This window comes from Dictyobacter alpinus (assembly GCF_003967575.1).
Taxonomy (GTDB): domain Bacteria; phylum Chloroflexota; class Ktedonobacteria; order Ktedonobacterales; family Ktedonobacteraceae; genus Dictyobacter; species Dictyobacter alpinus.
Genome location: NZ_BIFT01000001.1, coordinates 4,408,513 through 4,432,114, shown reverse-complemented (window position 1 = coordinate 4,432,114; position 23,602 = coordinate 4,408,513). Strand labels below are relative to the sequence as shown.

General features: G+C 48.3%; 17 protein-coding genes and 1 riboswitch. Of the genes, 8 read left to right on the top strand and 9 right to left on the bottom strand.

Annotated elements, in window-relative coordinates:
* Positions 1-102: 102 nt before the first annotated feature.
* Entirely contained in the window at positions 103-1,236 is a 1,134-nt protein-coding gene (locus tag EL633_RS17560) for a hypothetical protein (protein WP_126628430.1), read from the bottom strand.
* Positions 1,237-1,967: 731 nt separating this feature from the next.
* Between EL633_RS17560 and EL633_RS17555 the strand changes: the two genes are divergently transcribed.
* Both EL633_RS17555 and EL633_RS17550 read left to right on the top strand, forming a co-directional pair.
* Positions 1,968-2,927 carry an MBL fold metallo-hydrolase gene (locus tag EL633_RS17555; protein WP_126628429.1) on the top strand — a complete coding sequence of 320 codons (960 nt, stop codon included), beginning with the start codon at positions 1,968-1,970 and terminating at the stop codon, positions 2,925-2,927.
* Positions 2,928-2,930: 3 nt separating this feature from the next.
* A complete protein-coding gene (locus tag EL633_RS17550) occupies positions 2,931-3,710 on the top strand; it encodes an SDR family NAD(P)-dependent oxidoreductase (RefSeq protein ID WP_126628428.1) in 780 nt (259 codons plus the stop codon).
* Positions 3,711-3,911: 201 nt separating this feature from the next.
* Here EL633_RS17550 and EL633_RS17545 read toward each other — a convergent pair whose 3' ends face one another.
* The 4 genes from EL633_RS17545 to EL633_RS17530 all read right to left on the bottom strand — a co-directional run bounded on the left by EL633_RS17545 (position 3,912) and on the right by EL633_RS17530 (position 9,159).
* On the bottom strand, positions 3,912-5,147 hold the full coding sequence (locus tag EL633_RS17545) for an NAD(P)/FAD-dependent oxidoreductase (RefSeq protein ID WP_126628427.1): 1,236 nt from the start codon (positions 5,145-5,147) through the stop codon (positions 3,912-3,914).
* A gap of 338 nt (positions 5,148-5,485) precedes the next feature.
* Positions 5,486-6,808: an Nramp family divalent metal transporter gene (locus EL633_RS17540; protein WP_126628426.1), complete on the bottom strand. Its 1,323-nt coding sequence runs from the start codon at positions 6,806-6,808 to the stop codon at positions 5,486-5,488.
* 126 nt (positions 6,809-6,934) lie between these two features.
* Positions 6,935-7,633 carry a metal-dependent transcriptional regulator gene (locus tag EL633_RS17535; RefSeq protein ID WP_126628425.1) on the bottom strand — a complete coding sequence of 233 codons (699 nt, stop codon included), beginning with the start codon at positions 7,631-7,633 and terminating at the stop codon, positions 6,935-6,937.
* A gap of 140 nt (positions 7,634-7,773) precedes the next feature.
* The gene (locus tag EL633_RS17530) at positions 7,774-9,159 is read right to left on the bottom strand and encodes a sugar porter family MFS transporter (RefSeq protein ID WP_126628424.1); all 1,386 of its coding nucleotides are present in this window, start codon (positions 9,157-9,159) and stop codon (positions 7,774-7,776) included.
* Positions 9,160-9,361: 202 nt separating this feature from the next.
* Between EL633_RS17530 and EL633_RS36580 the strand changes: the two genes are divergently transcribed.
* From EL633_RS36580 to EL633_RS17520, 3 genes are all read left to right on the top strand, one after another.
* Positions 9,362-9,517, top strand: coding sequence for a hypothetical protein (locus EL633_RS36580; RefSeq protein WP_161982210.1), 156 nt, complete (start codon positions 9,362-9,364; stop codon positions 9,515-9,517).
* Positions 9,518-9,607: 90 nt separating this feature from the next.
* On the top strand, positions 9,608-11,722 hold the full coding sequence (locus tag EL633_RS17525) for a serine/threonine-protein kinase (RefSeq protein WP_161982209.1): 2,115 nt from the start codon (positions 9,608-9,610) through the stop codon (positions 11,720-11,722).
* A gap of 126 nt (positions 11,723-11,848) precedes the next feature.
* Positions 11,849-12,610, top strand: coding sequence for an endonuclease III domain-containing protein (locus tag EL633_RS17520; protein ID WP_126628422.1), 762 nt, complete (start codon positions 11,849-11,851; stop codon positions 12,608-12,610).
* An 83-nt stretch (positions 12,611-12,693) separates the two neighbouring features.
* Here the strand turns inward: EL633_RS17520 and EL633_RS17515 are convergent, their stop codons facing one another.
* On the bottom strand, positions 12,694-13,635 hold the full coding sequence (locus tag EL633_RS17515) for a TIGR03621 family F420-dependent LLM class oxidoreductase (protein ID WP_126628421.1): 942 nt from the start codon (positions 13,633-13,635) through the stop codon (positions 12,694-12,696).
* A gap of 405 nt (positions 13,636-14,040) precedes the next feature.
* Complete coding sequence (gene xylB, locus EL633_RS17510) at positions 14,041-15,582, bottom strand: xylulokinase (RefSeq protein ID WP_126628420.1); 1,542 nt, start codon at positions 15,580-15,582, stop codon at positions 14,041-14,043.
* A gap of 304 nt (positions 15,583-15,886) precedes the next feature.
* Here xylB and EL633_RS17505 point away from each other — a divergent pair, with 304 nt between their 5' ends.
* Positions 15,887-18,421, top strand: coding sequence for a DUF4012 domain-containing protein (locus EL633_RS17505; protein ID WP_126628419.1), 2,535 nt, complete (start codon positions 15,887-15,889; stop codon positions 18,419-18,421).
* 212 nt (positions 18,422-18,633) lie between these two features.
* On the top strand, positions 18,634-19,878 hold the full coding sequence (locus EL633_RS17500; protein ID WP_126628418.1) for a glycoside hydrolase family 3 N-terminal domain-containing protein: 1,245 nt from the start codon (positions 18,634-18,636) through the stop codon (positions 19,876-19,878).
* Positions 19,879-20,255: 377 nt separating this feature from the next.
* Here the strand turns inward: EL633_RS17500 and crcB (EL633_RS17495) are convergent, their stop codons facing one another.
* Entirely contained in the window at positions 20,256-20,684 is a 429-nt protein-coding gene (crcB, locus tag EL633_RS17495; RefSeq protein WP_126628417.1) for a fluoride efflux transporter CrcB, read from the bottom strand.
* On the bottom strand, positions 20,681-21,046 hold the full coding sequence (crcB, locus tag EL633_RS17490) for a fluoride efflux transporter CrcB (protein ID WP_126628416.1): 366 nt from the start codon (positions 21,044-21,046) through the stop codon (positions 20,681-20,683). Before crcB (EL633_RS17490) ends, crcB (EL633_RS17495) begins: the two co-directional genes overlap by 4 nt.
* A gap of 58 nt (positions 21,047-21,104) precedes the next feature.
* Positions 21,105-21,182: riboswitch (Fluoride riboswitch) on the bottom strand.
* Positions 21,183-21,409: 227 nt separating this feature from the next.
* On the opposite strand from crcB (EL633_RS17490), the gene EL633_RS17485 reads away from it, so the two are divergent.
* The gene (locus tag EL633_RS17485; RefSeq protein ID WP_126628415.1) at positions 21,410-23,326 is read left to right on the top strand and encodes a serine hydrolase; all 1,917 of its coding nucleotides are present in this window, start codon (positions 21,410-21,412) and stop codon (positions 23,324-23,326) included.
* Positions 23,327-23,602: the final 276 nt, after the last annotated feature.

Genomic DNA, 23,602 nt, shown 5'->3' with positions numbered 1-23,602 from the left:
TGATGCTAAAACATAAGAAGATTATGCTTTTATCTATTCGGTGCGTGGTTGAATGCTCAAGCGTTAACTAGAACTACTTCTGTTGTCAACTCCTTGCTGCAATCATCTCCAGGGAGGAGGGGATGGCGGCGGAGCATCTTGTACAGTCCTACGAGTCCTCCCATCCCGCAGTGGAGCCGATGGTGGAGGTGGCGTTTGTTGATTCGGTGATGCTGGTTTAGGCGAGAACTGCTGATTAGGCACCTTAGAACTCAAGGCAACAATAATTTCATCCACGGCCGTACCAGTTCTCTGGGTAGGTAATGTTCCCTCATGCAAATGACGTGCAAGCGTATGGATCGCATTTTGTTCCTTGAAACGTTCTTGTTCAAGATTGGCATTCTTGGCTAAGCGAGCCAGAAGATTGTTCAATGAATAGGCAACACGCCAGAGGATGTTATCCTGACTCAACGGGGCACGCGCGGTAAAATCCCCGTTCGCAGCACGTGTATGTGTCTGCATGATAACCTGAATACCATTTTCTAGCTGCTGCTTTAATCCCAACTCTTCTTCCTGACGCGCAATCTCACGGCGTTCAAGTTGAATAATCTCTTCCGATCGATCAAGGTTAGCAATCGCCTGATTAGAACTTGAGACAATGATAAAAGAGAAGACAGCCACAATAATTTGAACCTCGAAAAGTCCAATGAGAATTGTTGGGTTGTTTACATACAACGTCTTCAATGCAGGCGAAAGAAATTTCGACTGAAAAATAATGTAGGTCACAACTAAATTGAATACCATAACAATAAATGACCATTGCGGTGAGAGCATGTACGCCGCAACAATGATGCTCTGAAACAGAAGGGCAAATAAGGGAATATTGATTGCAGTCGCACCACCTGGTACAGATAAAATAGTACCAATCAAACCAGCTTCAATCGTAAAAATAGCAATAACGCCTGCAAGAGTCGTCTGTTTGTTTTTATTAAGGATTAAAGCTACAACATCAAGAACGAAAGCTACAAGTACTGGAATGAGGGCAAACGGCTTACTTATAAGACTGGGAATCGGAATAAGCACTAAAATAATGACCACCAGAAGAATCCAGCTACTGGTTTGAGAACGCCGGATAGCGTTCTTTTCCTTAAAAGAAAGATCGGTTTGTGTCTCCACCACAGAGGCAAATCTATACCACCAGCGAGTAAAAAGGTTCATACGCATTGTTTGATATTTTCTTTTAGGCGAAAATATCATTCTCCTTTCACGTAGGCTGTGTTTCAAGCCTGAGTCTGGTCATGTTCGGCGTGCAAACAGCCTTTCGTCCGTGTGCAAGCCCCCGCTTTTCAGCGGGTGGTTACAAATATAAATAACATCTTATCATAGAAAGACTTAAAATAACATCTTTAAATCTATTGGTAAGTCCTTCTTTCTTAACCCCTATTAAATCAATAGACATAATTTTATTGGCAAAAATATCAAAGTAGGCTTATTTTCCTATTTTACATAGATTATAGGAAAAGAGAACTAAGGTGGTCCTAGAATCCTGGTATCATGATAAACATTACATCTTTAGATGAGAGGATCGCCCGCTATTGCTTCAACCTATCTTCTACATTGCCATTATACTTGAAATGATCTCCATAACATGAAAAACTTCCCTTTTCTTCAGTCTCAGCTTTGCAAACAATCAAAAAGGCGTTGTTTACATACGATATTGTATAGCAGTTTTTTTCTTTTGAAAAGAGAAAATATATATACATAATGTTATTTACTATTTCCAACAAAGATTAGTTAGTTGACGACATTCTATATTTTGTAGTAGCATAAAATTATGATTGTAGCTCAGATACTATTGGATCTATTCAGAATGCATACACACATCACATAAAAAATATGGTTTTTCAAACAAATTGCCTGATGAGATAACTCACAATGGGCAACGATAATACTGAATAGAAACAGGTAAAAATGGAAAGGAAAGATTTATGCCAGGCATAAAAAAATGGCAATACACTAAAGGATTACATGAAATCGGCAATGGCATCTATGCCTATCTACAACCAGATGGAGGATGGGGATGGAGCAATGCTGGATTAATCACTGGCGATGATAGCAACACCCTCGTGGATACGCTCTATGATTTACAGCTTACCCACGAAATGTATAAAACAATGCAGCAACAAGTGACTTCTCATCTCTCTATTGGGAATATCATAAATACTCATAGCGATGGAGATCACACAAATGGCAATCAACTATTTCCTGAAGCTACTATTATAGCGTCAAAAAGTACAGCAGAAGAAATGCGCCATGCTGTTCCACCACAAGTCATGGCTGACATGCTCAAAAAAGCACCACCACAAGCTCCCATACGGAAACGCCTGGGAGCATTTGATTTTAATGGCATTAGCCAACGTTTCCCTACTGAGACGTTTGATAGAGAAAAAAATATTGTGGTGGGAGAGAAACAGGTGAGGCTGCTTGAGGTAGGGCCCGCCCATACCCTGGGCGATACACTGGCTTACCTTCCCAAAGAGAAGGTAATCTTTACAGGAGACATTGTCTTCGCCGAAGCACATCCAGTTGTATGGGCAGGCCCCATCTCAAACTGGATTACCGCTTGTAACACAATATTAGCATTGGACATTGATGTAGTAGTTCCAGGGCATGGTCCGATTACCGACCTTTCCGCTGTAGAAAAACTAAAAAATTACTTTCTCTATATTTTTGACGAAGCAAGCAAACGTTACCAGGCTGGCATGAGTGCATTAGATGCTGCATACGAGATCAATTATGATATGTTTGCATCATGGAAAAATTCCGAACGCATGATTCCAAATGTCATGGCAGTGTATCGTGATTTATCTACGACACCTGAGCCAGAAAATGTCCATACTATTTTCGCGTGGATGGACCAATGGGAACAGCGCCATCAGGAAGGATAAACGATGGACCTCAAAAATAAAGTCGCCATTATCACTGGTGGTGGGCAGGGGATCGGGAGAGCCATTGCGCTCGCTTTTGCAGATGCAGGCGCTAAAGTTGTGCTGGCATCTCGCAACAAGGAGAATCTAGAGGAAACACAGCGTTTGATACAGGCACAAAATCAGGAAGCGCTGGTGCTTCCAACCGACGTTAGAAACGCTCAAAGTATTCAAGCTCTGGTTGAAAAAACAGTTCAGACGTATGATCACATTGATACAGTTGTCTTTAATTCAGGGATTGCCGGTCCAACGGCACCATTGTGGGAAATACATCCAGAACAATGGGATGAGGTACTCTCAACAAATTTAACTGGCGCTTTTTTACTCTGTTCTGCTGCCCTACCCTCTATGCTTGCCAGGGAACAAGGCTCAATTATTTTCATCGGTTCTGGAACTGGAAAGCATCCGCTACCTGGTCGAACCCCTTATGCTGCCAGTAAAATAGCTCTGGTTGGACTAGCACGAACGCTTGCTCATGACGTAGGACCGAAAAACATACGTGTCAATGTCATTTCGCCAGGTCCAGTTGAAGGAGAACGGCTACAGCACGTCTTTGAAAAGCAAGCTGCTTTAAGGAAAGTATCTATTGATGCAGTACGAAGCATGGCCACACGGGATACAGCCCTGAAACGCTTTATACAAGCCGATGATGTTGCCAACGTAGCCACGTTCCTTGCATCAGATGAAGCACAGTCTATTACCGGTGAAGACATCAATGTAAGTGCTGGTCTGGTCATGGTCTAGAAAAGGGGTACGTTTCTGGCTGGGCTGACTCGTGGCTTTACACTTCGCATGGTGCTACCCAGAGAAAAGAATATTGGAGATCGACAAAATAGGCACTTTTCCACTTCAAGTGGAAAAGTGCCTGCTTCATTCGCAAGATCATTCTTAAAATCCAGAATGTCTTATATTTTCAGCTAAGCATAGCCAGAATGCACAAGAATCTTATTTGAGCGTCAACAAGGCCTCACGTTCAGTGGCGGTGGCGAACGGTTGCTGATTTTTGACGATCTCGACCAATTTCTTACGGCCCTTTGGACTGCCAATCATCAGGACACCAACCAGCTTATTTTCCAGGAAGAAGAGACGGCGATAATTCTCATTGCCTTTCTCACCTGGCTCACGCAACGCGATCGTCTCCATCTCTGGATTGTTCGATTCCGCGCTACCCACCACGGCGATATTGACATCGAAGAGTGGACTGGTGTAGGTGGGCACATCGACATAAGCCTGGTGGCCGCCAGCCATATTCACGGCCGCAACCTGACCATGAGACTTGGCATTATCCCAGGTTCCCATCGTATGATGGCGCTTTACGGTCGCATCGTAGAAGTTGGCAACGTCACCGGCTGCATAGACACCCGGCACATTGGTCTCCAGATATTCATTCACGACCACACCACCATTTACCTCAATAGGCGACCCCTCAAGGATCTGCGTATTTAGGGTAATGCCTAGTCCAACGCCAACCATGTCAGCCTGGATCTCGCGACCCGTTTTGGTTTTCACATAACTGGGTACGCCATTGGAAGGAATAATTGAAGCGATCTCATCGCCATGGATAACCTCAACCCCAAATTTCTTGGCAATATTATCCACCACCTCACCACCATCGGTATCCAAAGAATTACGCAGCCAGTATGGACCACGCATCAGCCAGGTTGTATTCAGTTTGCGTACCGCGAAACCATCACACAACTCATAGGCAATAAAGCTACCACCATATGCCAGCGCCGTCCTAGACTCCAGCATACGCTCAACAATAGTGCGCGTATCATCAAGGGTCACAAAATTATAAATATGTTTCGTATCCTGCGCACCCGGAACCTTCAGTGGATTGGCCCAGCCACCATTGGCGACCAGTAGGGCATCATAGGGGAACTCCCGGCCATCTTCGGTGCGCACCACGCGCTCTTCCGTATTGACGCCGCTCACCAGTGTCTCTGTCACCAACTTAATATTGAGCTTCTCATGCCAGGCAAAATCGCGGATCATGACTTTCTGTTCCACAATTACACCCTGCAAAAAACGCGGCAATGAGACACGGTTATATAGTGGATAGCGCTCATTTGTCAACAAATGAATGCTACAAGTAGGATCATTCTTGCGCAACGTTTCGGCCGCAGTGGTGCCAGCGACGCCGTTGCCTATGATTACATATCTTTTCTCGTGAGTTGCCAAAAAAGTCTCTCCTTATACAGAATATCATCGCTCGGATGATGAGAGGTCGTATGTATATTCCTGGTTTAGCAAAATTTTAGCACAGTCAGCCATGAAATACTATGGTTGAGTAGGCCACATCGTGCGATGGGCTATGTTGAAAATTTCCTATGTGGTGCTATTTTATCGGTGCTGGGATTTGCTTTTTGCTCCTGGTGAGGAATATCTGACTGGCCACACTCGGGCCCTGACGGGCCCGTACTTTTTTTATCTGTGCTGTCAAAAAATGAGTGTTGCTCATTTTTTGACAGCACAGATAAAAAAACTCTTGGAGTGCCAATGGCAATGTTGTTATTTTGTTATAGGGGTAAGTAGCTTAAGATGAGCCAGATGTTGAGGGTGGTGACAATCACGGCGATGATGGTTTGAATGATGGTGACGGTACGAGTGTTGGTGAATTCACCGAGCAGGTCACGGCGACATGAGAGTACAATCACGGCGACGATGGTAAAGGGTAATTGCAGACTGAGCAGAACCTGGCTGATGACCAGTACCTGTACGGTTGAAAAGTTCAGCAGGGTGACGATAAGGGCGGGTATCAGGGTAATGATACGCCAGACCCAGACGGGCACCTGTTTTTGTAGAAAGCCCTGCAAGACAATTTGTCCGGCGAGTGTGCCGGTCATGGATGAGGAGAGGCCAGAGGCGAGCAGACCAATGCCAAAGGCGATGCCAGCAAACACGCCCAGGACGGGAATCAAGGATACATAGGCGGTCAACAGGTCCAGTTTGTCAGGATTGATGTGCTGATAAAAGACCGATCCGGCGACGACGAGCATGGCCGCATTGACAAAAAAGGCAACATTGAGGGCCGCAATGGTATCAATTTTGGCCAGACGCAAGACTTTACGCCGCTCAGAGAGTGACGCAGATAGACCACTGAGACGGTGCTGGGATAGATAGGAATGCAGGAAAATGTTGTGCGGCATAACGGTTGCGCCCAGGATACCTACCGCGACCAGCAAGCTACCTGATGAGACCTGAGGGACAACCACATGGAAGGCAATTGAACTCCATGAAGGATGGAGTAGGGCCGTTTCATAGACATATGCCAGGCCAATAATCGAAACAAAGCCAATAATAACATACTCAATTTTACGAAAACCCCAGCGGCTCAAACCCAATAACACCATCACGATAAGTCCGGTCAGGATAGCTCCTGCGAAGAGTGGTATACCAAAGAGAATATTAAAGCCCAGGGCACCACCTAGAATCTCTGCCAGATCAGTTGCCATAATAGCGAGGATCGAGGTAAACGCAAAGAAGATGACAACAGGACGCGGAAACTGCTCATGAACCAGACGAGCAAGATCCTTGCCAGTGGCAATCCCAAGTTTCGATGAAGCAATTTGCAAAAAGATCGCCACCACATTACTTGCAAGGATTACCCATAGCAGTTGATAGCCAGAACCCGCACCGGCCGCCAGATTTGTGCCCCAGTTGCCCGGGTCCATATACCCCACACTAATCAAAAAACCAGGGCCCAGCGCCAGCAAAATCTCGCGCAAACCTAATTTCCGACGATTATTGCCCGTCCAGATCCGCTTCATCCGTGCCAGTAAACCTACATGAAAAGGCTGTCCATAGTCAACTTTATCCCGTGATTTTGACAACAAAGCCATACCTACTCACCTCGCTACAACATATATAGTGCATTCAGAATGATTTATGCATATCAATCTAAAGTTAAAGATGGTTACCCTTTAACACTCTCCGAGCTATTTAAATGGTTTCACAGACATATAGATTTATTGTGAGGAAAGAGATGGTGGAGTAACAATTATCTCATCTGCCAATTCAAGTCCTAACATATGCTCAACCTCGTCCGGAGGCTGACCGACACGAACATGCAAAGGACCACCAAAGGGGGCCCGTGATAGCAAATGGAGAAAAGATTCGGGATATAAGCCCAGTTGCCCCAGATAGCACAGCTTCTCAGGATCCTGATCGCTGACACGCACCACTTGAGCACTCTGTCCTACCGGCAATTCAGACAGTTTAATGCCCTGCCGCACCACCATAACCCCATCCTTACTGGGAATAGGATCACCATGGGGATCGACGGTTGGATATCCCAGCAGCGCATCCAACTTCTCCTCAAACTCTTCAGAGATCACATGCTCTAACTTATCCGCTTCAGCATGCACCTTATCCCAGCTATAGCCCAGTTCACGTGCCAGATAGAGTTCAAGTAAACGATGATGGCGAATCACCTCTATCGCCTTCTGCGCACCCTCAGGTGTCAAACGCACACCACGATAAGGCATATGTTCAACCCAACCAGCAGCAGCGAAATCCTTAAACAGCATCGTTGCCGTCGCATCACTCACCCCTAAACGTTCACTCACCACAGAAGTAGAAACCTTCTGGCCCTGCTCCTGCAACGTATAAATCAGCTTGAGACAATCACTGATGCGCGGCGCAAGCTCCTGAATAGGTTTTTGCACTTTCCTCTCCCCCTAAAAATAATATTTTAGCAAGCTAAAATTTATAGTACCATACGAGAAAAACATCGTCAAGCCAGAAATATAGGAGGAAGTTCCGTGCCACTGTGTGTGCGGGGAGAAATACGATTGTAGCGATGACGTTATGAGTCAGATGGGGTCAACCATTGGCGGCCATGGTTCCAGTAGGCCTCGATCTGTTCCAGGGTCTTGCCTTTCGTTTCTGGTACCAGACGCCGGCAGAAGATGAGAGCAATCACACCTACAACAGCATAGAGCCAGAAGGTGGTCGAGGTGCCAATGGCGTGGATCAGGGAGAGAAAGGTAATGCTGACAATAAAATTGGCGACCCAGTTGGCAAATGAGCAGACACTGGCACCGGCGGCACGGACATTCGTAGGGAAGATCTCAGCGCTCATGAGCCAGAAGACAGGCCCCATACTGATCGCAAAGGCGACGATGTAGAGGATCAATGCCAGCAGGGTCAGAATACCAGCCTGTGAGGAACCGAACGCAAAGATTGCTCCCAGCAAGACCAATCCGATAATCATGCCGATCGTACCGATGATTAATAGCGTGCGGCGGCCGCTGCGATCCACCAGAAAAAGCGCAACGATAGTGGCAAGTACATTGACCACACCAACAACACTGGTAGCCAGGATGGCGCTACTGGCGGAGGCAAATCCAGCCGATTGGAAGATGGTTGGCGCATAATAAATGACGGTATTGATACCAACAAATTGCTGAAAAACGGCCAGGGCCACACCGACGAGCAAAGCCATCCATACACCCGGTGCAAACAGATCACGTAACCGACCCTGCTGACGATCAAGGCTTAATGACGTACGGATTTCAGCCAGTTCAGTCTCAGGATGCGCCCCCTCAATCCGTTCAAGCACATTGCGCGCCTCATTCCAGCGTCCTTTACCCGCATACCAGCGAGGCGTTTCAGGACTGATCAACATCCCCAAAAAGAGGAGGCATCCTGGGATGGCGGCGGTCGCGAACATCGGGGGCCAGCCCATACCAACATGGGCAAAGGCCAGATCAACCCAGTATGAAACCGCGATTCCAATAGTCACAGCCAGCTGGTTAAAGGTTACCAGTTTGCCACGCATCTGGGACGGAGACATCTCAGAAATATAGACCGGCACCACGCTGGCGGCGGCACCAATACCCAGGCCAACAATCGCGCGAAAGAAGATGAAGAGTTGATAGTTTGGCGAGAATGCAGTTAATAGAGCGCCGAGCGTAAAAATAATTGCCAGTAGCAACAAAGTTTTTTTGCGGCCAAGAGCATCATTGATTTTTCCCGCCACAATCGCACCAATAATCGCACCAATAAGAACGGAACTCACGGCCAGCTCTTGTTGTTGAGGGTCAAGCGCGAATGTTTTCACCAGGAAAAGCTGGGCACCAGAGATAACGCCTGTATCATAACCAAAAAGGAGGCCACCTAGCGCGGCCACCGATGTAATAAAGTAAATAGAGAGTTTTCTCTTCTCATGAGGATTGTACGATTTCTCCATAGAGAACCTCCCGCTTCATAGGAAAGTAACCAGCCCGTCCAATGGCCTTTTCGTGATACGTTGCTTCATACGGCAACATATGCCTACGATAGTATAATGAGGACAACGGCGTATTGACATCCATCCAAAGGTGGAACTATTTGGTGGATTTCTTGGATAGGAACCAGATAATGCTGGCATGTGCTATACAAGTGGAGGCGATGTGTGCCAATATATAGAGGGTAACAAACTATTAGCCGCGAATGAGCGACATTCGCGATTGCTCTTCGAGAGGAAACTCCTGGAAAGCAATCGCGAACGCCGCTCACGCACGACGCGTACAGTCATCACAGCCTGTCAGGCGACCTCACGCACATAATTGAGTGGCCTGCTATTTATAATAAAGGCGACATCGTATATACTTTTATTTTGGCATAAAGAAGATAGTTTCTCGGCGCAAAGGATGCATATGGTGAAGGATGAATTACTAGGCAAGCAGTTAGCGAGCTATATACTGACAGAATCCCTGGGGCAAGGAGCTTTTGGTAGTGTCTATCTAGGAAAACACTTTCTGCTAACTCAGAAGCCGCCAGTGGCCATTAAAGTATTGAATACTGTGTTGAATTCGCAAGAAGAATTTGATCGTTTCTTCCAGGAAGCCGTCATACTCGACGCCCTGACCCACCCAAATATTTTGCCAGTTCTAGACGCAAATTTATATGAGGGGTATCCTTTTTTCGTGGCTGAATATGCGCCAGGCGGATCTTTAAGAGATCGATTGGATCAACTTGATGGTGAACCAATGCTCACTGAAGAAGCGATAGAGATCCTGTCACAGGTGGGAGCTGGTCTACAGCATGCGCACGACATGGATGTGGTCCACCGCGATCTCAAGCCCGCTAACATCTTATTTAGTAGCACAGAAACCGCCTTGCTGGCCGACTTTGGTATTGCCCTCCAGATCAATAAAACGCGTCGCGTCGATGAGATCGGCACGCCAGCCTATATGTCGCCCGAACAATTCAAGGGTAAGCTGAGCAAAAAAAGCGATCAATATGCGCTGGGCTGTATTGCCTATGAAATGCTGACCGGCCAGCAACTCTTTATCGCCGATGATCCTTATACTATTGGCTATAAACATATTTATGAAGCACCAATCCCGCCACACGAATTAAACCCTGATCTTTCACCTGCCCTTGAGGATGCGCTGTTAAAGGCACTCTCAAAAGAGCGCGACGATCGCTTTGAAAACGTTTCGGACTTCATTCAGGCTCTCCAGAACACACTGAGTAGTAAAGGGACAACCCCAAAGCGCCCGGCATCAACGCAGAAACGCCCGGCAACGAACCCGAAGCCGACCACTAAACGCCAATCAACCAGGCAGGCGACCCAAAAAACAGCCCAGACAAGCCAGCCGGACGAGTCGCCACAAAACGTCATTGAGACCAATCCACCGACGAGCGAGCGCAGAACTGCGGGTCCAGATAATCCGGCAACCCTGCCCAAGTTTTTGCAGCAACACCAGCAAAATCATACGCGCCAGCCAACCAGGCAAATGGATCAGCTCATCCCGATCTGGAGCACAACCAGCGGTCTGAAGAACGTCTATTATGCCGAGCCAATCGCGGCCAATGGCATGGTGTATGCTGGCACCTATACCACTGACACCTATATGACAAACAGTCCACGCCATTTGCGCGCCCTGGACATCTCAAGTGGTGAACATCTCTGGTCCTATAAAACCCAGGGTGGCATTTATGAGGCCCCAATAGTAAGCAATGGCTACTTGTATGTGTGCTCAGGCAATAGTGGGGGTGGCGGCAAAATTTCAGCGCTGGATGCAGATACTGGCGAGGCATACTGGATCGTCGAGACCGATGAGCCGCTCCGAGCTGCTCCGAGCATCTTCAATGACATCGTCTATGTGCATTCAGAGCATGCGGTCTATGCACTGAACGCCGCCACCGGTCAGCAATACTGGGATGTCACCTTAAAAGCGCCACTCCAGGGCCGACCAATGATCAGCAATAATGTCGTCTATATCGCCACAGAACGTGGTCACTGCTATGCAGTCGATGCTGAACGCGGCCAGAAACTGGCGACCTATGCCGATGTTGGACAGGTCTATGGGACCGTCACATTTGACGAACATGTCGTCTGTATCTGCGTCTATAATGATCAGCTCTACGCACTGGATATGCAAAGCGGAGCCACCTACTGGTCCATGTCACTCGAAAACCAGATCACCAACGAAATGGAGATCGCGAATGGCGTTGCCTATATCAGTATCGAAGGAAACTTTGCCAACAGTTCAGCGCGTACCCGGTTGCTGGCCGTTGATCTGGCGACAGGACAGCAACTATGGGGGGTCTACCTCAGAAGCGAGATTGATGCCACCCCACTGGTTGTCGATGGCATCGTCTACCTGACCACACGCAACCAGGAACTCTATATGCTGGACTCTCAGCACGGCAAGCTCATATATTCCAAGAAAATGCACGGCGACAGAATCAGCCGTCCCTATGTTGACAACGGCTGGCTCTTCATCAATTCCAACGAAATTTATGCCTTCCAGATCAGCTAGCACGACAAGGCGGAGGGAGAAGGAATACCCACCAGACAAACAAATGGAAACGTCTTACCATGGGAAGTCCGTGTAGAGAATATCAACCTCAGTTTTCACGCTATTTAAGTAGAAAGATGGAGCTCTATGGTGAAGCAACCTGCACGGCAAGGACGGAATAATGCGGATTATGGGTATCCTTCACCGGATATCGTGGCACTGTCAGCCAAAGCGCTAGAAATCTCGGAACGTCTGACCGAATACTATGGTGTATCTGCCTGGTCAAAAAAGGATCCAATGAGTATGTTGGTCGATATCCTGCTGTCACATCGAACCAAAGATGAGCAGACTGCGGCGGCGTATGCTATGTTGCTGAAAACATTTGGGAATTGGGAGGCGGTGCGGGATGCGCCAACGCAGGAGGTACAGGATGCGATCGCGAATGTGAACTGGCCTGAAGTAAAGGCGCCACGCATACAGTTGATCATGCGGCAGATTACCGAGGAGCGTGGCAACCTGGACCTCAATTTTCTGCGCCAGTTGCCAGTGGAAGAGGCGGCAGCCTGGCTTAATCGCTTTGAGGGTGTTGGACCCAAAACCACGGCCTGTGTCCTATTGTTTAGCTGTAGAATGCCCATCCTCCCCGTGGATGTCCATGTCCATCGCGTATCGGGACGCCTGGGCTTGATCGGCAAAAAAGTCACGGCCGACAATGCCCATCAGCTCTTGCAGGCACTCCTGCCACAGGATGCCCAGAGCATCTACAATTTCCACAAAGCACTCTTACGGCATGGTCAGCGCATCTGCGGCTATGATCCACAATGCCATAAATGTCCCATCACCGATCGTTGCGACTACTACCACAACGTGATCAAAGCCAAACAAAAAGATCATACTGAGCACATATAAATATCCATCATCCTCACAGCCTGTAGCACAAAGAACATACGGCCCGAACGCTCGGGCCGTATGTTCTTTGTGCTACATAATGATTACTTGCCGCTCAAACGCTCAACAATTGGCGCAAAGCGCTCAAGGTTGATGGCCCCCATAGTAAAGTAAGAGATGCCATACAGTTCACGGCGGCGATACAGCTCATCACTAATACTATCAACTGTACCGCTAACACTGAGCAGTGATTTTTCTAGTTGTTCAACAGTAAAACCAAACATGCGGGCCGCCCAGTTGAATCCCTGGCGGTGCTGTTCTGTCAGTGCAATACCCAGGAGAGGCATACTAAATTCTAGAGAAGAAAATCGCTCTCCAGCAGCCTCACGTATCCAACCAATTTTTGCTTGTAGCAACTCAGGCGTAATGTCATTAAGATCAAGATGCCCATGAGCACCACCAGCTTTAGCCGTGATCCCAATAATATTGGCTTGTCTGGCAGCAACGGCCAGCATTTTTTTACCACCACCACCAATATAAATAGGAGGATGTGGATGCTGTATCACCGGAGGAAATGCCAATGTATCAGCATGTGAAATACCTTCAGGATTTTCGCCGCCACCCTTCTGCTGACTAAACAATTCTTTAATATGTTGCACAGAAGCTTCCAGGCGTTCAATACGTTGTCCAGCGCTATAGAACGGTACGCCAGCCAACGCGATATCCTGGGGACGATTGCCCGCACCAATGCCAAGCTCCACGCGTCCATGAGAGAACGCATCCAGCGTGGCGATGTCACGCGCCAGCATAGTAGGATTATGCAGGTCATTACAAAGCACGTGGCTCCCAACCCGAAGGGTGGTCGTAGCCTCCAGGGCAATAGACATCAGACTGAGAGTGGAATATGGAGTGTCAAGATGCTCTGGCACCAGCAGAGCTGAATAGCCACACGCCTCTGCCCGCCGCGCCAGATCTCGCCATTGTGATGGAGAGGTCGCACTACCAATGAGACTGAAACGAAAAGGATTGATGGGAAGTGTTGTCATTACTTGTATTCCTTACCTTTTATATGCTTTCTATCCATAAAAGCATAAGTATACTCATATGAAGAATAAAATAAATTCAAGCAGATGGAAACCCATTAAGAAGCCATTATTACTTTTATCTTATCCTGTGCCTTCAAGCGAAGGAATAAACAACAATTCATTATTATGTTAAAGCATTATTCTCGGGAAATCCCTGGTCTAACGTGTGTTTTTTGGCATTTTTAGGCTTCAAAGGGTTTAAAATGTGCGGTAATATTGTGCGCGTTGCGCACAATATTACCGCACATTTTAAAGAAAGGTGGGCGCTTCAGCGCCCGCGTGTGGCTGGCTGCACGCTACCTCGATAAGGATGAGCATCAAGCATTATTTACAGGTCAGTTTTGATCGGTAGCAATCTAATAGATGCTATGATAGAGGACGACTAATAATGGGTTTCAGGGCTGGATAGAGGGCCTGGTAGACGGCATAAGCTTGTTGATAGGCGGGAGCAAGCTGGCTGTTGGGCTCTGTGCGTTGGGTGACACGGACGGTCTGGGCACAGGCTTCCTGGACGGAGTTGTAGACTCCTCCCGCTACACCAGCAAGCAAGGCGGCTCCAAAGGCGGGACCTTCAGCGGAGTTGGTGACGACAAGCTCAACCTCCAGTACGTCCGCGATGATTTGTCGCCAGAGAGGACTCCTGGCCCCACCTCCTGTGGCGCGTACCTGATTGAGTTGCAGTCCTTGTTCGCGAATGATGCCATAGCAATCCTTCAAACTAAAGGCGACACCTTCCAGGACGGAGCGCACCAGGTGGCGACGATCATGGCTAGCCGTGAGGCCAATCCAACCACCACGGGCATAGGCGTCCAGGTGGGGAGTACGCTCACCCTGCAAATAGGGGAGGAAGATCAGGCCTTCGCTGCCAGCGGGCACGCCCTCAGCTTCTTTCGACAGGGTCTCATAAGAATCAATGCCGGTCCAGCGCTCCAGGGCCCGCTCGGGCAGGCCGATGTTATCACGCAGCCAGCGCAAGGAAAGTCCAGCCCCCTGCGTGACACCCATAAGATACCAGGCATGCGGCACGGCATGATTAAAAGTATGAACGCGGGGAACAGGACCCGAGGTATCAACCTGCGGCGAGTCAGCGTGGGCCAGTACAATCCCACTTGTCCCGACTGAGACCAGGACCAGACCAGGCTCCACAACACCATTCCCAACGGCACCACAGGCATTGTCAGCCCCACCGCCGGCGACCGGTGTTCCTGCGTGGAGTCCGGTCAGGGTAGCAACCTCTTGCGTTATCGAGCCACTGGCAGCATCGGCAGGTACCACAGGCGGAAGCAGGCCTGGATCTAATTCTAACGCCGCCAGCACCTCCTGGGACCAGGATCCATGTTTGACATCCAGCAGACAGGTACCTGCGGCATCCGAGATCTCCATTGCCAGCACGCCTGTCAAGCGATAGCGGATATAGTCCTTTGGCAGTAACATGGTCTGGGCACGAGCAAATATCTCTGGCTCGTTATCGCGCACCCAGAGTAGCTTCGGAGCCGAAAAGCCGGTAAGCGCGGGATTACTGACATATTCGATCAGTTTACTGGCCCCCACCTTCTCGGTGATCCAGCGGCACTGCTCATCGCTGCGTTGATCCGCCCAAATAATGCAGGGCCGCAAGACCTGCTGGTTAGCATCCAGCAACACGACGCCATGCATCTGCCCCGAGATACCCAGGCCACGCACATCTTCTGCAGTGGCTCCCTGTTTAGTACCTTGCTGCAAACACAGCCGAATCGCTGCTACGGTCGCCTCCCACCAATCAGCCGGATTCTGTTCAGCCCAACCGGGATGAGGATGAAATAAGGGATACTCAAAAAATGCATCAGCGATAACTCGCCCATCCTCAGCCGCGAAGAGGGCTGCCTTAACACCTGTTGTTCCCAGATCGATACCCAGAAGTGTTTGCATAAATGGCTCCTTTACAATTACAATGAACACTAACCAGAATTATCTGGTTTGCAGCGGTGCTGCTTTGAGCACGCACAAAAGGAAAAGTGCTTAGCTTGATTGTACGCTAAAATTTATTTCGCTGCACGTTACTGTCAGGATAATCGGGCTATCTTCCATAAGCCCATAAATACTAAAGGCGCAATCTTTGACAGTGCTAACGCGATATATTACTGTATAGTAGGTCATGAGTTTTTATTTCCAATAGCATATAGATATTTTATGCTTACATTTATTGTCCTCAATGTTTCTTATGGAGGCGTGAATGCCTGAACCACCTGGGCAAAACAATTTCCGTTCACCTTATCCATCTGGTCAGCTAGCGCAGCGTCCAGACCAGCCTGTACCTGGCCAACAACCAATTATGGGAAACTATCCCAATACAGGTACAGGATACAATAATAATAATAATAATAAACGCATCACTGGCGCACTGTCACCAAAGGCGCTATCACCATATGCAACCAAACCGCTATTAGATCGACGCAATGGTGCGCAGCCACCTTCTACCCCGAATAATGGGTTTGCATCAGGAGCGAGTTTTCCGCAATCGCCGCCCAATACGCCTCCCAGGCAGAACTGGGGTCTACCGCCAGAGGTAGCTACCCGCGCGAAAAAGAGAAGATTGATTCAGAGGGCCCGCAATAGATATGAACGGCTCTCAATGCCCAAAAAAATCATTGCCCTTGTCCTGATTATTGCGCTCTTATTGCCATCGCTGTTGACGGTCTTTGAAGTAATTAATGGAGCCATCCTCTATAGTCAGGTGAGAAGCGGGCTTGGCCATTTGCAGGCTGTACAGACTATTTTTAGCGGCGCAAACAAGGATGATTACGCAGCATATTTTGAGCCCGAAAAGCTCCGGCAGGCGCAGACCGAGATCCAGGCTGCGCATAGTGATTTTGCGACCTTGAGCGATGAATTTGATCATGATGGCTCCATTGGCTTTGTCGGCTCATTACTGCCGAGCCAGATTCATGCTGCCCGTTCACTAACACATATCGCCACGGATGCAACGGTAGTCGGGGATAAACTAATTTCGACCGCAATCAAGCATTCTCCCTCAATAGTAAAAACATTGAATGAAAGTGCCGCCAATAAAGACACCGACCATCCCAAACCCTATATTACCGAGGAAGTATTTACCGCCCTCAACCAGGATCTGGACACGCTCATGCCAGTCTTTCGGGATATGAGTAATTACTCGCAAGGCGTATCGCTAGATGGTCTACCAATCAGCGAGAGCCAGAGTCATACCATTTCATCGGCATTAGCGCTCCTGCCCACCATTAATATGCTCCTGGAACAGGGACCGAGCGTACGCAATGCCTTTGGCTGGCTGATCGGCGTCGATCAACCACGCACATTTCTGCTGGAACCAATGGATAGTGCCGAACTGCGTTCCACCGGCGGCTTCACCGGCCAGTTTGGTGAGCTCACCTTCAGCGGTGGCCATATGAACAAACTCAAAATGAAGAATATCGGCGCCTACGAAGAAGACCACTCACAGCTTGACGGTGGCTCAGCTCCAATTGACGAGAAATTGTACGCAAAAGTCGTACAACAAAGTGCCCCTGATGGCTATCAAAACTGGTGGCCAATTGAGAATTTTGGAGTGCGTGACGCTACTGTCTCGGCTGATTTTCCAACCACGGCAAAAATCATTATGCAATATTACCAGGGTGAGTTTGGTACACCACTCAGTGGCGTAATTCTCTTTACACCTACATTAATCAAGCAGATTTTACATGTCATAGGCCCGATTAAAATCGCTGAATATGGGGAGACGGTAACCGAACAAAACCTTGAAGACAAATTGCATTTTTATCAGTTGGATAATAAGGGTATTGGTCGTGAGATAATCATTGAGCATATAAAAGACGCTGAACTTGCGCGTAAAGCCTTCACGCAACGCGTAACGCAAGCACTGATGGCAAGTGTGATGCACTTACCCGTGGCTCAGTTGGCTCCTATGGGCGCTCAGATGTTCCAATCGATGAAGACCAAAGATCTTCAAGTGTATGTGAATAATCCACAACTACAGGATTTGATCGCGAAATATGGTTCGACGGTGTCAATGGATCGCTCAAACTCGCATGATGGTCTGTATGTGGTGCAGTCAAATATAAGTGCCAACAAAGCATCCCAATATGTCTCAACCGCCATCAAAGATACAGTGACACTGGATCAGCAGGGGAATGCTACCCACGCTATGACGATGGTACTGGATTATCAGAAAAAAGGCGATATCTACGGACCTGATACCTACCGTGATTATGTACGCGTGTATGCACCGAAAAATAGTACCCTGATAAAGGGCAATGGCTTTTTTCAACCAAACCTGGGAGCAGTTTGTGGATCACCAGACGTTTATCAGGCCTGCTCGCAAGATGTCTATAATAATGGCACACTTGTATGCAGTTCTCCAACGGTCAATGTTGATAGTCCAATCCGTTACTTACCTAATTTGGGACCTGGTGGAGCCTACCTGGGCCAGGTTGGAGATCCTCCCAATACGACGAGCGATGAAGATGGGCGTGCCATGTTTGGAGGCTGGGTCGTTATTCCACCCAATTGTAAGATGACGGTCACGCTGTCGTGGACGGTACCTGCGATGGGTCAAAATGATTATAGCCTGATGTTCCAACCCCAGGCCAGTGTCGCTCCAAAGCTGGATTTGACGGTAAAATCTCCGGCGTGTAGTGCTGGGGACAATCATTTCGCGGGCACGATGAATGGTCAGGATAGCATGTTCAAGCTGACAAAGCAGGGTAGCAGTTGTTCTTTACAGCGTAAATAGTACATGTAGCCTCCTGGAGGTAACTGTAAAGTATTTCGGAGAGAGCCTGACAATCCAGTTGAGAGATTACGAACTGATGAGCCTTCTCCGAAAGGGCTACTTTTTAGTGAATGCATAGTCAGTAGAGCGATTCGTGCTCTATAATGGCTAAGGTTGATTAACTATATTTATTGGTTGCTACATACATACATACATCGTTATGGAGCTGTACAATGCAAAGGGATGATGCAGTGCATAAAAAGAGGCAAATCCTCTACTCCTTATTTCTACTTGGTTGCATTTGCCTATTAAGTGGATGTTCTTTACTTTCTTCTTCCGATTCCACTTCGACTTCCAATAGCAATTCTTCAATTACCAAGCCTGAAAATACGAGCATAACACCAACACCAACGCCAGATCCAATGAAGAGTCGGGCACAAGCGCTGCTCAGTAAGATGAGCTTGAATGACAAATTCGCACAGATGATCGTGGTTGAGTATCTCGGTAGTAGCTATGCGGATAGCGGACTGCAACAGATGGTAGCCCAGCAACATGTAGGCGGCTTTTTGTATCAGGAGAGTGACGGTAATTTTAAGTGGCCAGTGAATACTATCGATACCCTGCATACATTTTCTGCTCAGGCGACCGCCGATGCAGCCACTGCTCCACTGATCGCCATTGATCAGGAAGGTGGCACGGTGAGCAAAACGTCCGCGTTCTTTGGGCCTAAGCCTTCTGCTGAAGAGCTAGCGCAGTCAGGTGATCCAAAGACCGCATATGATCAGGCAAAAACAGATGCGGGTGAAATGAAACAGTTAGGGATTAATGCAAATCTCGCCCCGGTTGTCGATGTCGGTCCTGATACCACGCTCTATGAATCACGTTTCTTTAGTGCCAACGCCAATACAGTCGCGACCTATGCCGGCAGCTTTATCAAGGGTTTACAGGATAATAGCATACCAGGAACGCTAAAGCACTTCCCTGGTCTGGGCTCTTCGGATGCCGTCGATCCTCACTCTGGCTTACCGGTGGTGACAAAAAGTCTGGATGATTTGCAGAAGAGCGATTTTGTCCCTTATAAGAAAATAATTCAGCAGGATAATCCAGCCATGATTATGACCACAAACGTGGTAACCCAAGCGCTGGATCCCAATACACCGGCAGAACTTTCACCTAAAGTACTTGATTATTTACGTCATACACTCAATTATAATGGTGTAATTATTACTGATGGCTTATATATGAATGGCTTATACAATGGGGTGAATCCTACTCCTGATCAGTTCGTACAGGTCTGTGTACAGGCGATCAAAGCCGGCAATGATATGATTGAGGGTCCATCAACACCAGATGAAGTCAGTGGTATATTGGCGTCATTGAATGCTGCGATTCAGAATGGGTCATTAACGCAGTCGCAAGTTGATCAATCGGTCTCTCGCATTTTGCTGATGAAACTTAAGTATGGAATTATCAAATAAACGCAAAGCAGCGTTTATTTGATTGGTGTTCTGCACTGATTTTGATGAAGGCGCGCCCCTACGGCGCGCGTCTTATATAAGAGGATGGAACAAGGAGGGCGGTCGCGACCGCCCTCCTTGTTCCATCCTCTTATGATTATGGGGATATTGAGGCTAATACGTTCAAAATAAGCGCTCACCCCCCAGGCGTAACGGCAGAGCTCGCCCCTGCGGCCTGTACCACGTACGCCCAAGCACAAGCCCAAGGGCGAACGCGCTTCGCTGTGCCGCCTCAACATGACCACGTGTCTAAGGGACATTTCTTACGTAAAACGGTAGCAGGGACAAGCCCTGCCGTTATGTTGGGGAGGGCGGCTCGCTGGAAGTGAGCGCTTACGTTATCCATGCTTTGGGCGTTTTTTGAGGCGGATGAGCCAGAGGCCGGCCAATTGTCCAAGGAGGACGGCGATGAGGCCGCCACCGAGGCTACAGATAAGGTAGAGGAGGGCCGGGATGAGTTGCTGGTTTGTCAGCAGGGTTATATCACCCAGGGCCAGAGTGCTAAAGGTGGTATAGGCTCCCAGGAAGCCGACGTTGAGGAGCAGACGGAGGCGAGGGCCAATGAAGAGTGTGGCATCAGCGAGGGTTGAGAGGAGGGCCAGGATAAAGGCACCGGTGATATTGATCAGGAAAATATCGTACGGCCAGCTTTTGCCCCAGGCTCCCTGTATTGCCTGGCTTAATAGATAGCGCGTGATTGTCCCCAGAAAACCGCCGGCGAAAACCAGTAGTATGCGCTGAAGGTAGTCAGCTTTTTTCACCATCATAACCACCAACCTGACGCGATTCCGGCCGCCACGGCCAGCAGGCCAAAGAGCGTGGTGGCTCCCAGGTATAGGACGCTGAGTCTGGCATTGCCACGCGCCAACTGGACACTCTCCCAGGACATGGTGCTAAAGGTGGTATAGCCACCAAGGAAGCCGGTTGCCAGGATCAATTGGAGTCCAGGACTAAGAAGATGATGGGTAGTTAAAGCAAATACCAGACCTATAAAGAAAGAGCCACTGACATTGATTATGAGTGTTCCATAAGGAAAGTTTGAGCCAAGCAGATGGGTCATAAAATGTCCTAGCATATACCGTGCCACGGCACCGAGAGCGCCTGCCAGGCCGATCAAGATTACCTGCAACAGAAATTTACCTCCAATATTCCATAAAAAAAGCCCCTGACAACCATAGAATTTTTCGGGGTTGTCAGGAGCTATCAGCAGCGTGCGGTTCGGCCACAAGATCTATGACCTGGCGAGCTCCATCGCCAAAGCTATTTATTCTACTGGAAATTATATCATAGGAAATAGGTGTTGAAAAGACAGAAGGCTGCCGATAACAATAGAAGGGAAAGTGTCAGGAGGGCGGAAAGGATGAGCTGCGGTAGTTATACTGAGCAGTTCTAGCGGTAGAACTCAGGGCGGCGCGTCAAGTTTTGCGGACGCGGATTTGCAAGCTCTGTAGAGACGAAACATCCATTGGCACGAATATTAAAGAAGAAAAATATGGATTTTCAGCAAAAACGGCAGCAAGCCAATATCAAGCGGACGGGCAAACTCATGGTTTGTCTTGGCATCGTTGTATTTTTTTTCGTGTTATTGCTCATAACAGATGCAGACACACTCCTCACAAACACCATACAGATGACACACGGGTTGGTGGATGAAAAAGTGGTCATGGCCAATAGAGCAGAACAATGGGAACATAACAGCAACATAACTCCTCCCTATACTAATTTTACATTCCTGCTGCAAAATGAAATGATAGCTCCATGCTTTCAACGCTACTACGAGCTTTATGATGGTGAACATAGTCTGGGTAATCCCCTGACAGATGCATTTCCAGTTCAACAGGGGTGGCTGCAATTTTTTGATAATGGCGCACTCTTTTACCCGCTTAAACATAGATTGCCAGTGCAATTTTCATCAATAAACTTGAATGAAATGATACGGATGGGAACGCAAGATACTCAGACAGGCATTTTACGTCTGCCCCTGCTCCAGGCGCTCCTGACGGCAGGGAGCCTGGTACCAATTGGTGGACAGTCCAGTACGGCGACTTATGCTGATCTACGTAGAGCCAGTGCTCCCAGTTTTGCTACTCCACTACCGACGAAGGATCAAGCCAGTTATCTTTCTGCGCTCAGCACGCAAGATGTGATTATTCCAGTTGGGCAGCGTGGTAAAACCAATATTGGACATCATGTCCCTCAGGTTTTCTGGAACTATCTGCATCGTCCGATGGTTGCGCCCAATGGCTGGCAAAAAGATTTTGGGCTACCACTGACCGAACCATTATCATTCATCACGAAACAGAATGGTCTTTCACACCATATGCTCACGCAGGCCTTCTTAAAGGATGGTCTGCTACTTGATCTGGATACAGCAAACGTTTCAGGTCAACCAACCATTCAACGCTTGACGACGGGTCGCGATTATCTGCGTACCTTCAATTTTCCAACAATTGTGTTAGAAAAAAATCAAAAAATCTGGACCCAACAAAACGCGGTACTGATGAAACAGTTGGCCATCAAACGAGATAGCACCAGCATTGGTCCTCATTTTCCACTCAAGTTGCTTGGTGATACCGTGTGGTTCAAAGGTCAACTCTGGTATCATATTCAATGGACGACGTTGAAGAGAGGGACGGATACCGGTTGGATCATGTCGACAGATGCCACATTTGATGCGCCGGTTAATCTTGTTTCTCGGACATCCATCGAAGCCTTATCACCTGACCTCGCGCGCTACCTGGCTTCTCTTGGAGATAACATTAGTGTGAGTGTGCATGATCTGAGCCGCCAGCGCACCTATGTTTACAATATAGACAAACAATTCACCGTGGCAAGCTCCATCAAGGTGCCAATCATGCTGGCCTTTTTTGATATGTTGGAGCAACAGCAGCGTGAACCAGATGAACAGGAAATGTATCTGCTCACAACGATGATTGAAAATTCTAATAATGATTCTGCATCCATACTCTACTATGAAAAAATGGGCGCGGCCCCGGGTCTGACCACATTTTTACAAAAATACGGGATCAAAGATTTCACAGTAGATCCAGAAGCCTGGGGCTCCTACCAGATCTCAGCGCAGGCGATGGTTGATCTACTCACGTTGTTACAAACTGGAGGCATGCTTACGCGTCCTCACCGTGCCATCGCGCTAGATTTGATGCGCCATATAGACCCAGATCAACGCTTTGGCGTCGGTGATACCGCGCCTTCTGGAGCAAGCGTGGCCATGAAGAATGGCTGGCTGATCGATGAGGATAATCTGTGGGCGGTGAACTCCTCTGGCATCGTCACCATCAAGAATGAGACCTATATTATCGCGGTGTATACACGAGGACAGCCCACATCTGAAGGGGGTCAGAGTATTATTAATCATGTCTGTAAGAGTATCGCGACACTGCTCGCTTAGTACTTTGTCAAACTTCGTTTGATGGGTGGTTCGCCCGCTACGCAGGCGGGAGGGAAGGATGTCGGGGACACAGCCCCCAATTCCCCAGTCAAGGGGCTCGCCGCCTCTTGCATCCCCGCTTTGCATATGAGCCTGGCTCTTCGCCCGCTACGCAGGCGGGAGGGGGAGGAGGTTACGGGAGCACAGCCTCTGATCCTCCAGTCAAGGGGCGGCGAGCCCCTTGCATCCCCGCTTTCCAGTTAAGGGACGACACTGTCCCTTGTACGCATCTTGGCT

Bases quoted from the DNA above. Each gene is read 5' to 3' on its own strand.
- EL633_RS17560 (WP_126628430.1), bottom strand. From the start codon at position 1,236: ATGATATTTTCGCCTAAAAGAAAATATCAAACAATGCGTATGAACCTT.
- EL633_RS17555 (WP_126628429.1), top strand. From the start codon at position 1,968: ATGCCAGGCATAAAAAAATGGCAATACACTAAAGGATTACATGAAATC.
- EL633_RS17550 (WP_126628428.1), top strand. From the start codon at position 2,931: ATGGACCTCAAAAATAAAGTCGCCATTATCACTGGTGGTGGGCAGGGG.
- EL633_RS17540 (WP_126628426.1), bottom strand. From the start codon at position 6,808: ATGGCTTTGTTGTCAAAATCACGGGATAAAGTTGACTATGGACAGCCT.
- EL633_RS17530 (WP_126628424.1), bottom strand. From the start codon at position 9,159: ATGGAGAAATCGTACAATCCTCATGAGAAGAGAAAACTCTCTATTTAC.
- EL633_RS17525 (WP_161982209.1), top strand. From the start codon at position 9,608: ATGGTGAAGGATGAATTACTAGGCAAGCAGTTAGCGAGCTATATACTG.
- EL633_RS17520 (WP_126628422.1), top strand. From the start codon at position 11,849: ATGGTGAAGCAACCTGCACGGCAAGGACGGAATAATGCGGATTATGGG.
- EL633_RS17515 (WP_126628421.1), bottom strand. From the start codon at position 13,635: ATGACAACACTTCCCATCAATCCTTTTCGTTTCAGTCTCATTGGTAGT.
- xylB (WP_126628420.1), bottom strand. From the start codon at position 15,582: ATGCAAACACTTCTGGGTATCGATCTGGGAACAACAGGTGTTAAGGCA.
- EL633_RS17505 (WP_126628419.1), top strand. From the start codon at position 15,887: ATGCCTGAACCACCTGGGCAAAACAATTTCCGTTCACCTTATCCATCT.
- EL633_RS17500 (WP_126628418.1), top strand. From the start codon at position 18,634: ATGCAAAGGGATGATGCAGTGCATAAAAAGAGGCAAATCCTCTACTCC.
- crcB (WP_126628417.1), bottom strand. From the start codon at position 20,684: ATGATGGTGAAAAAAGCTGACTACCTTCAGCGCATACTACTGGTTTTC.
- EL633_RS17485 (WP_126628415.1), top strand. From the start codon at position 21,410: ATGGATTTTCAGCAAAAACGGCAGCAAGCCAATATCAAGCGGACGGGC.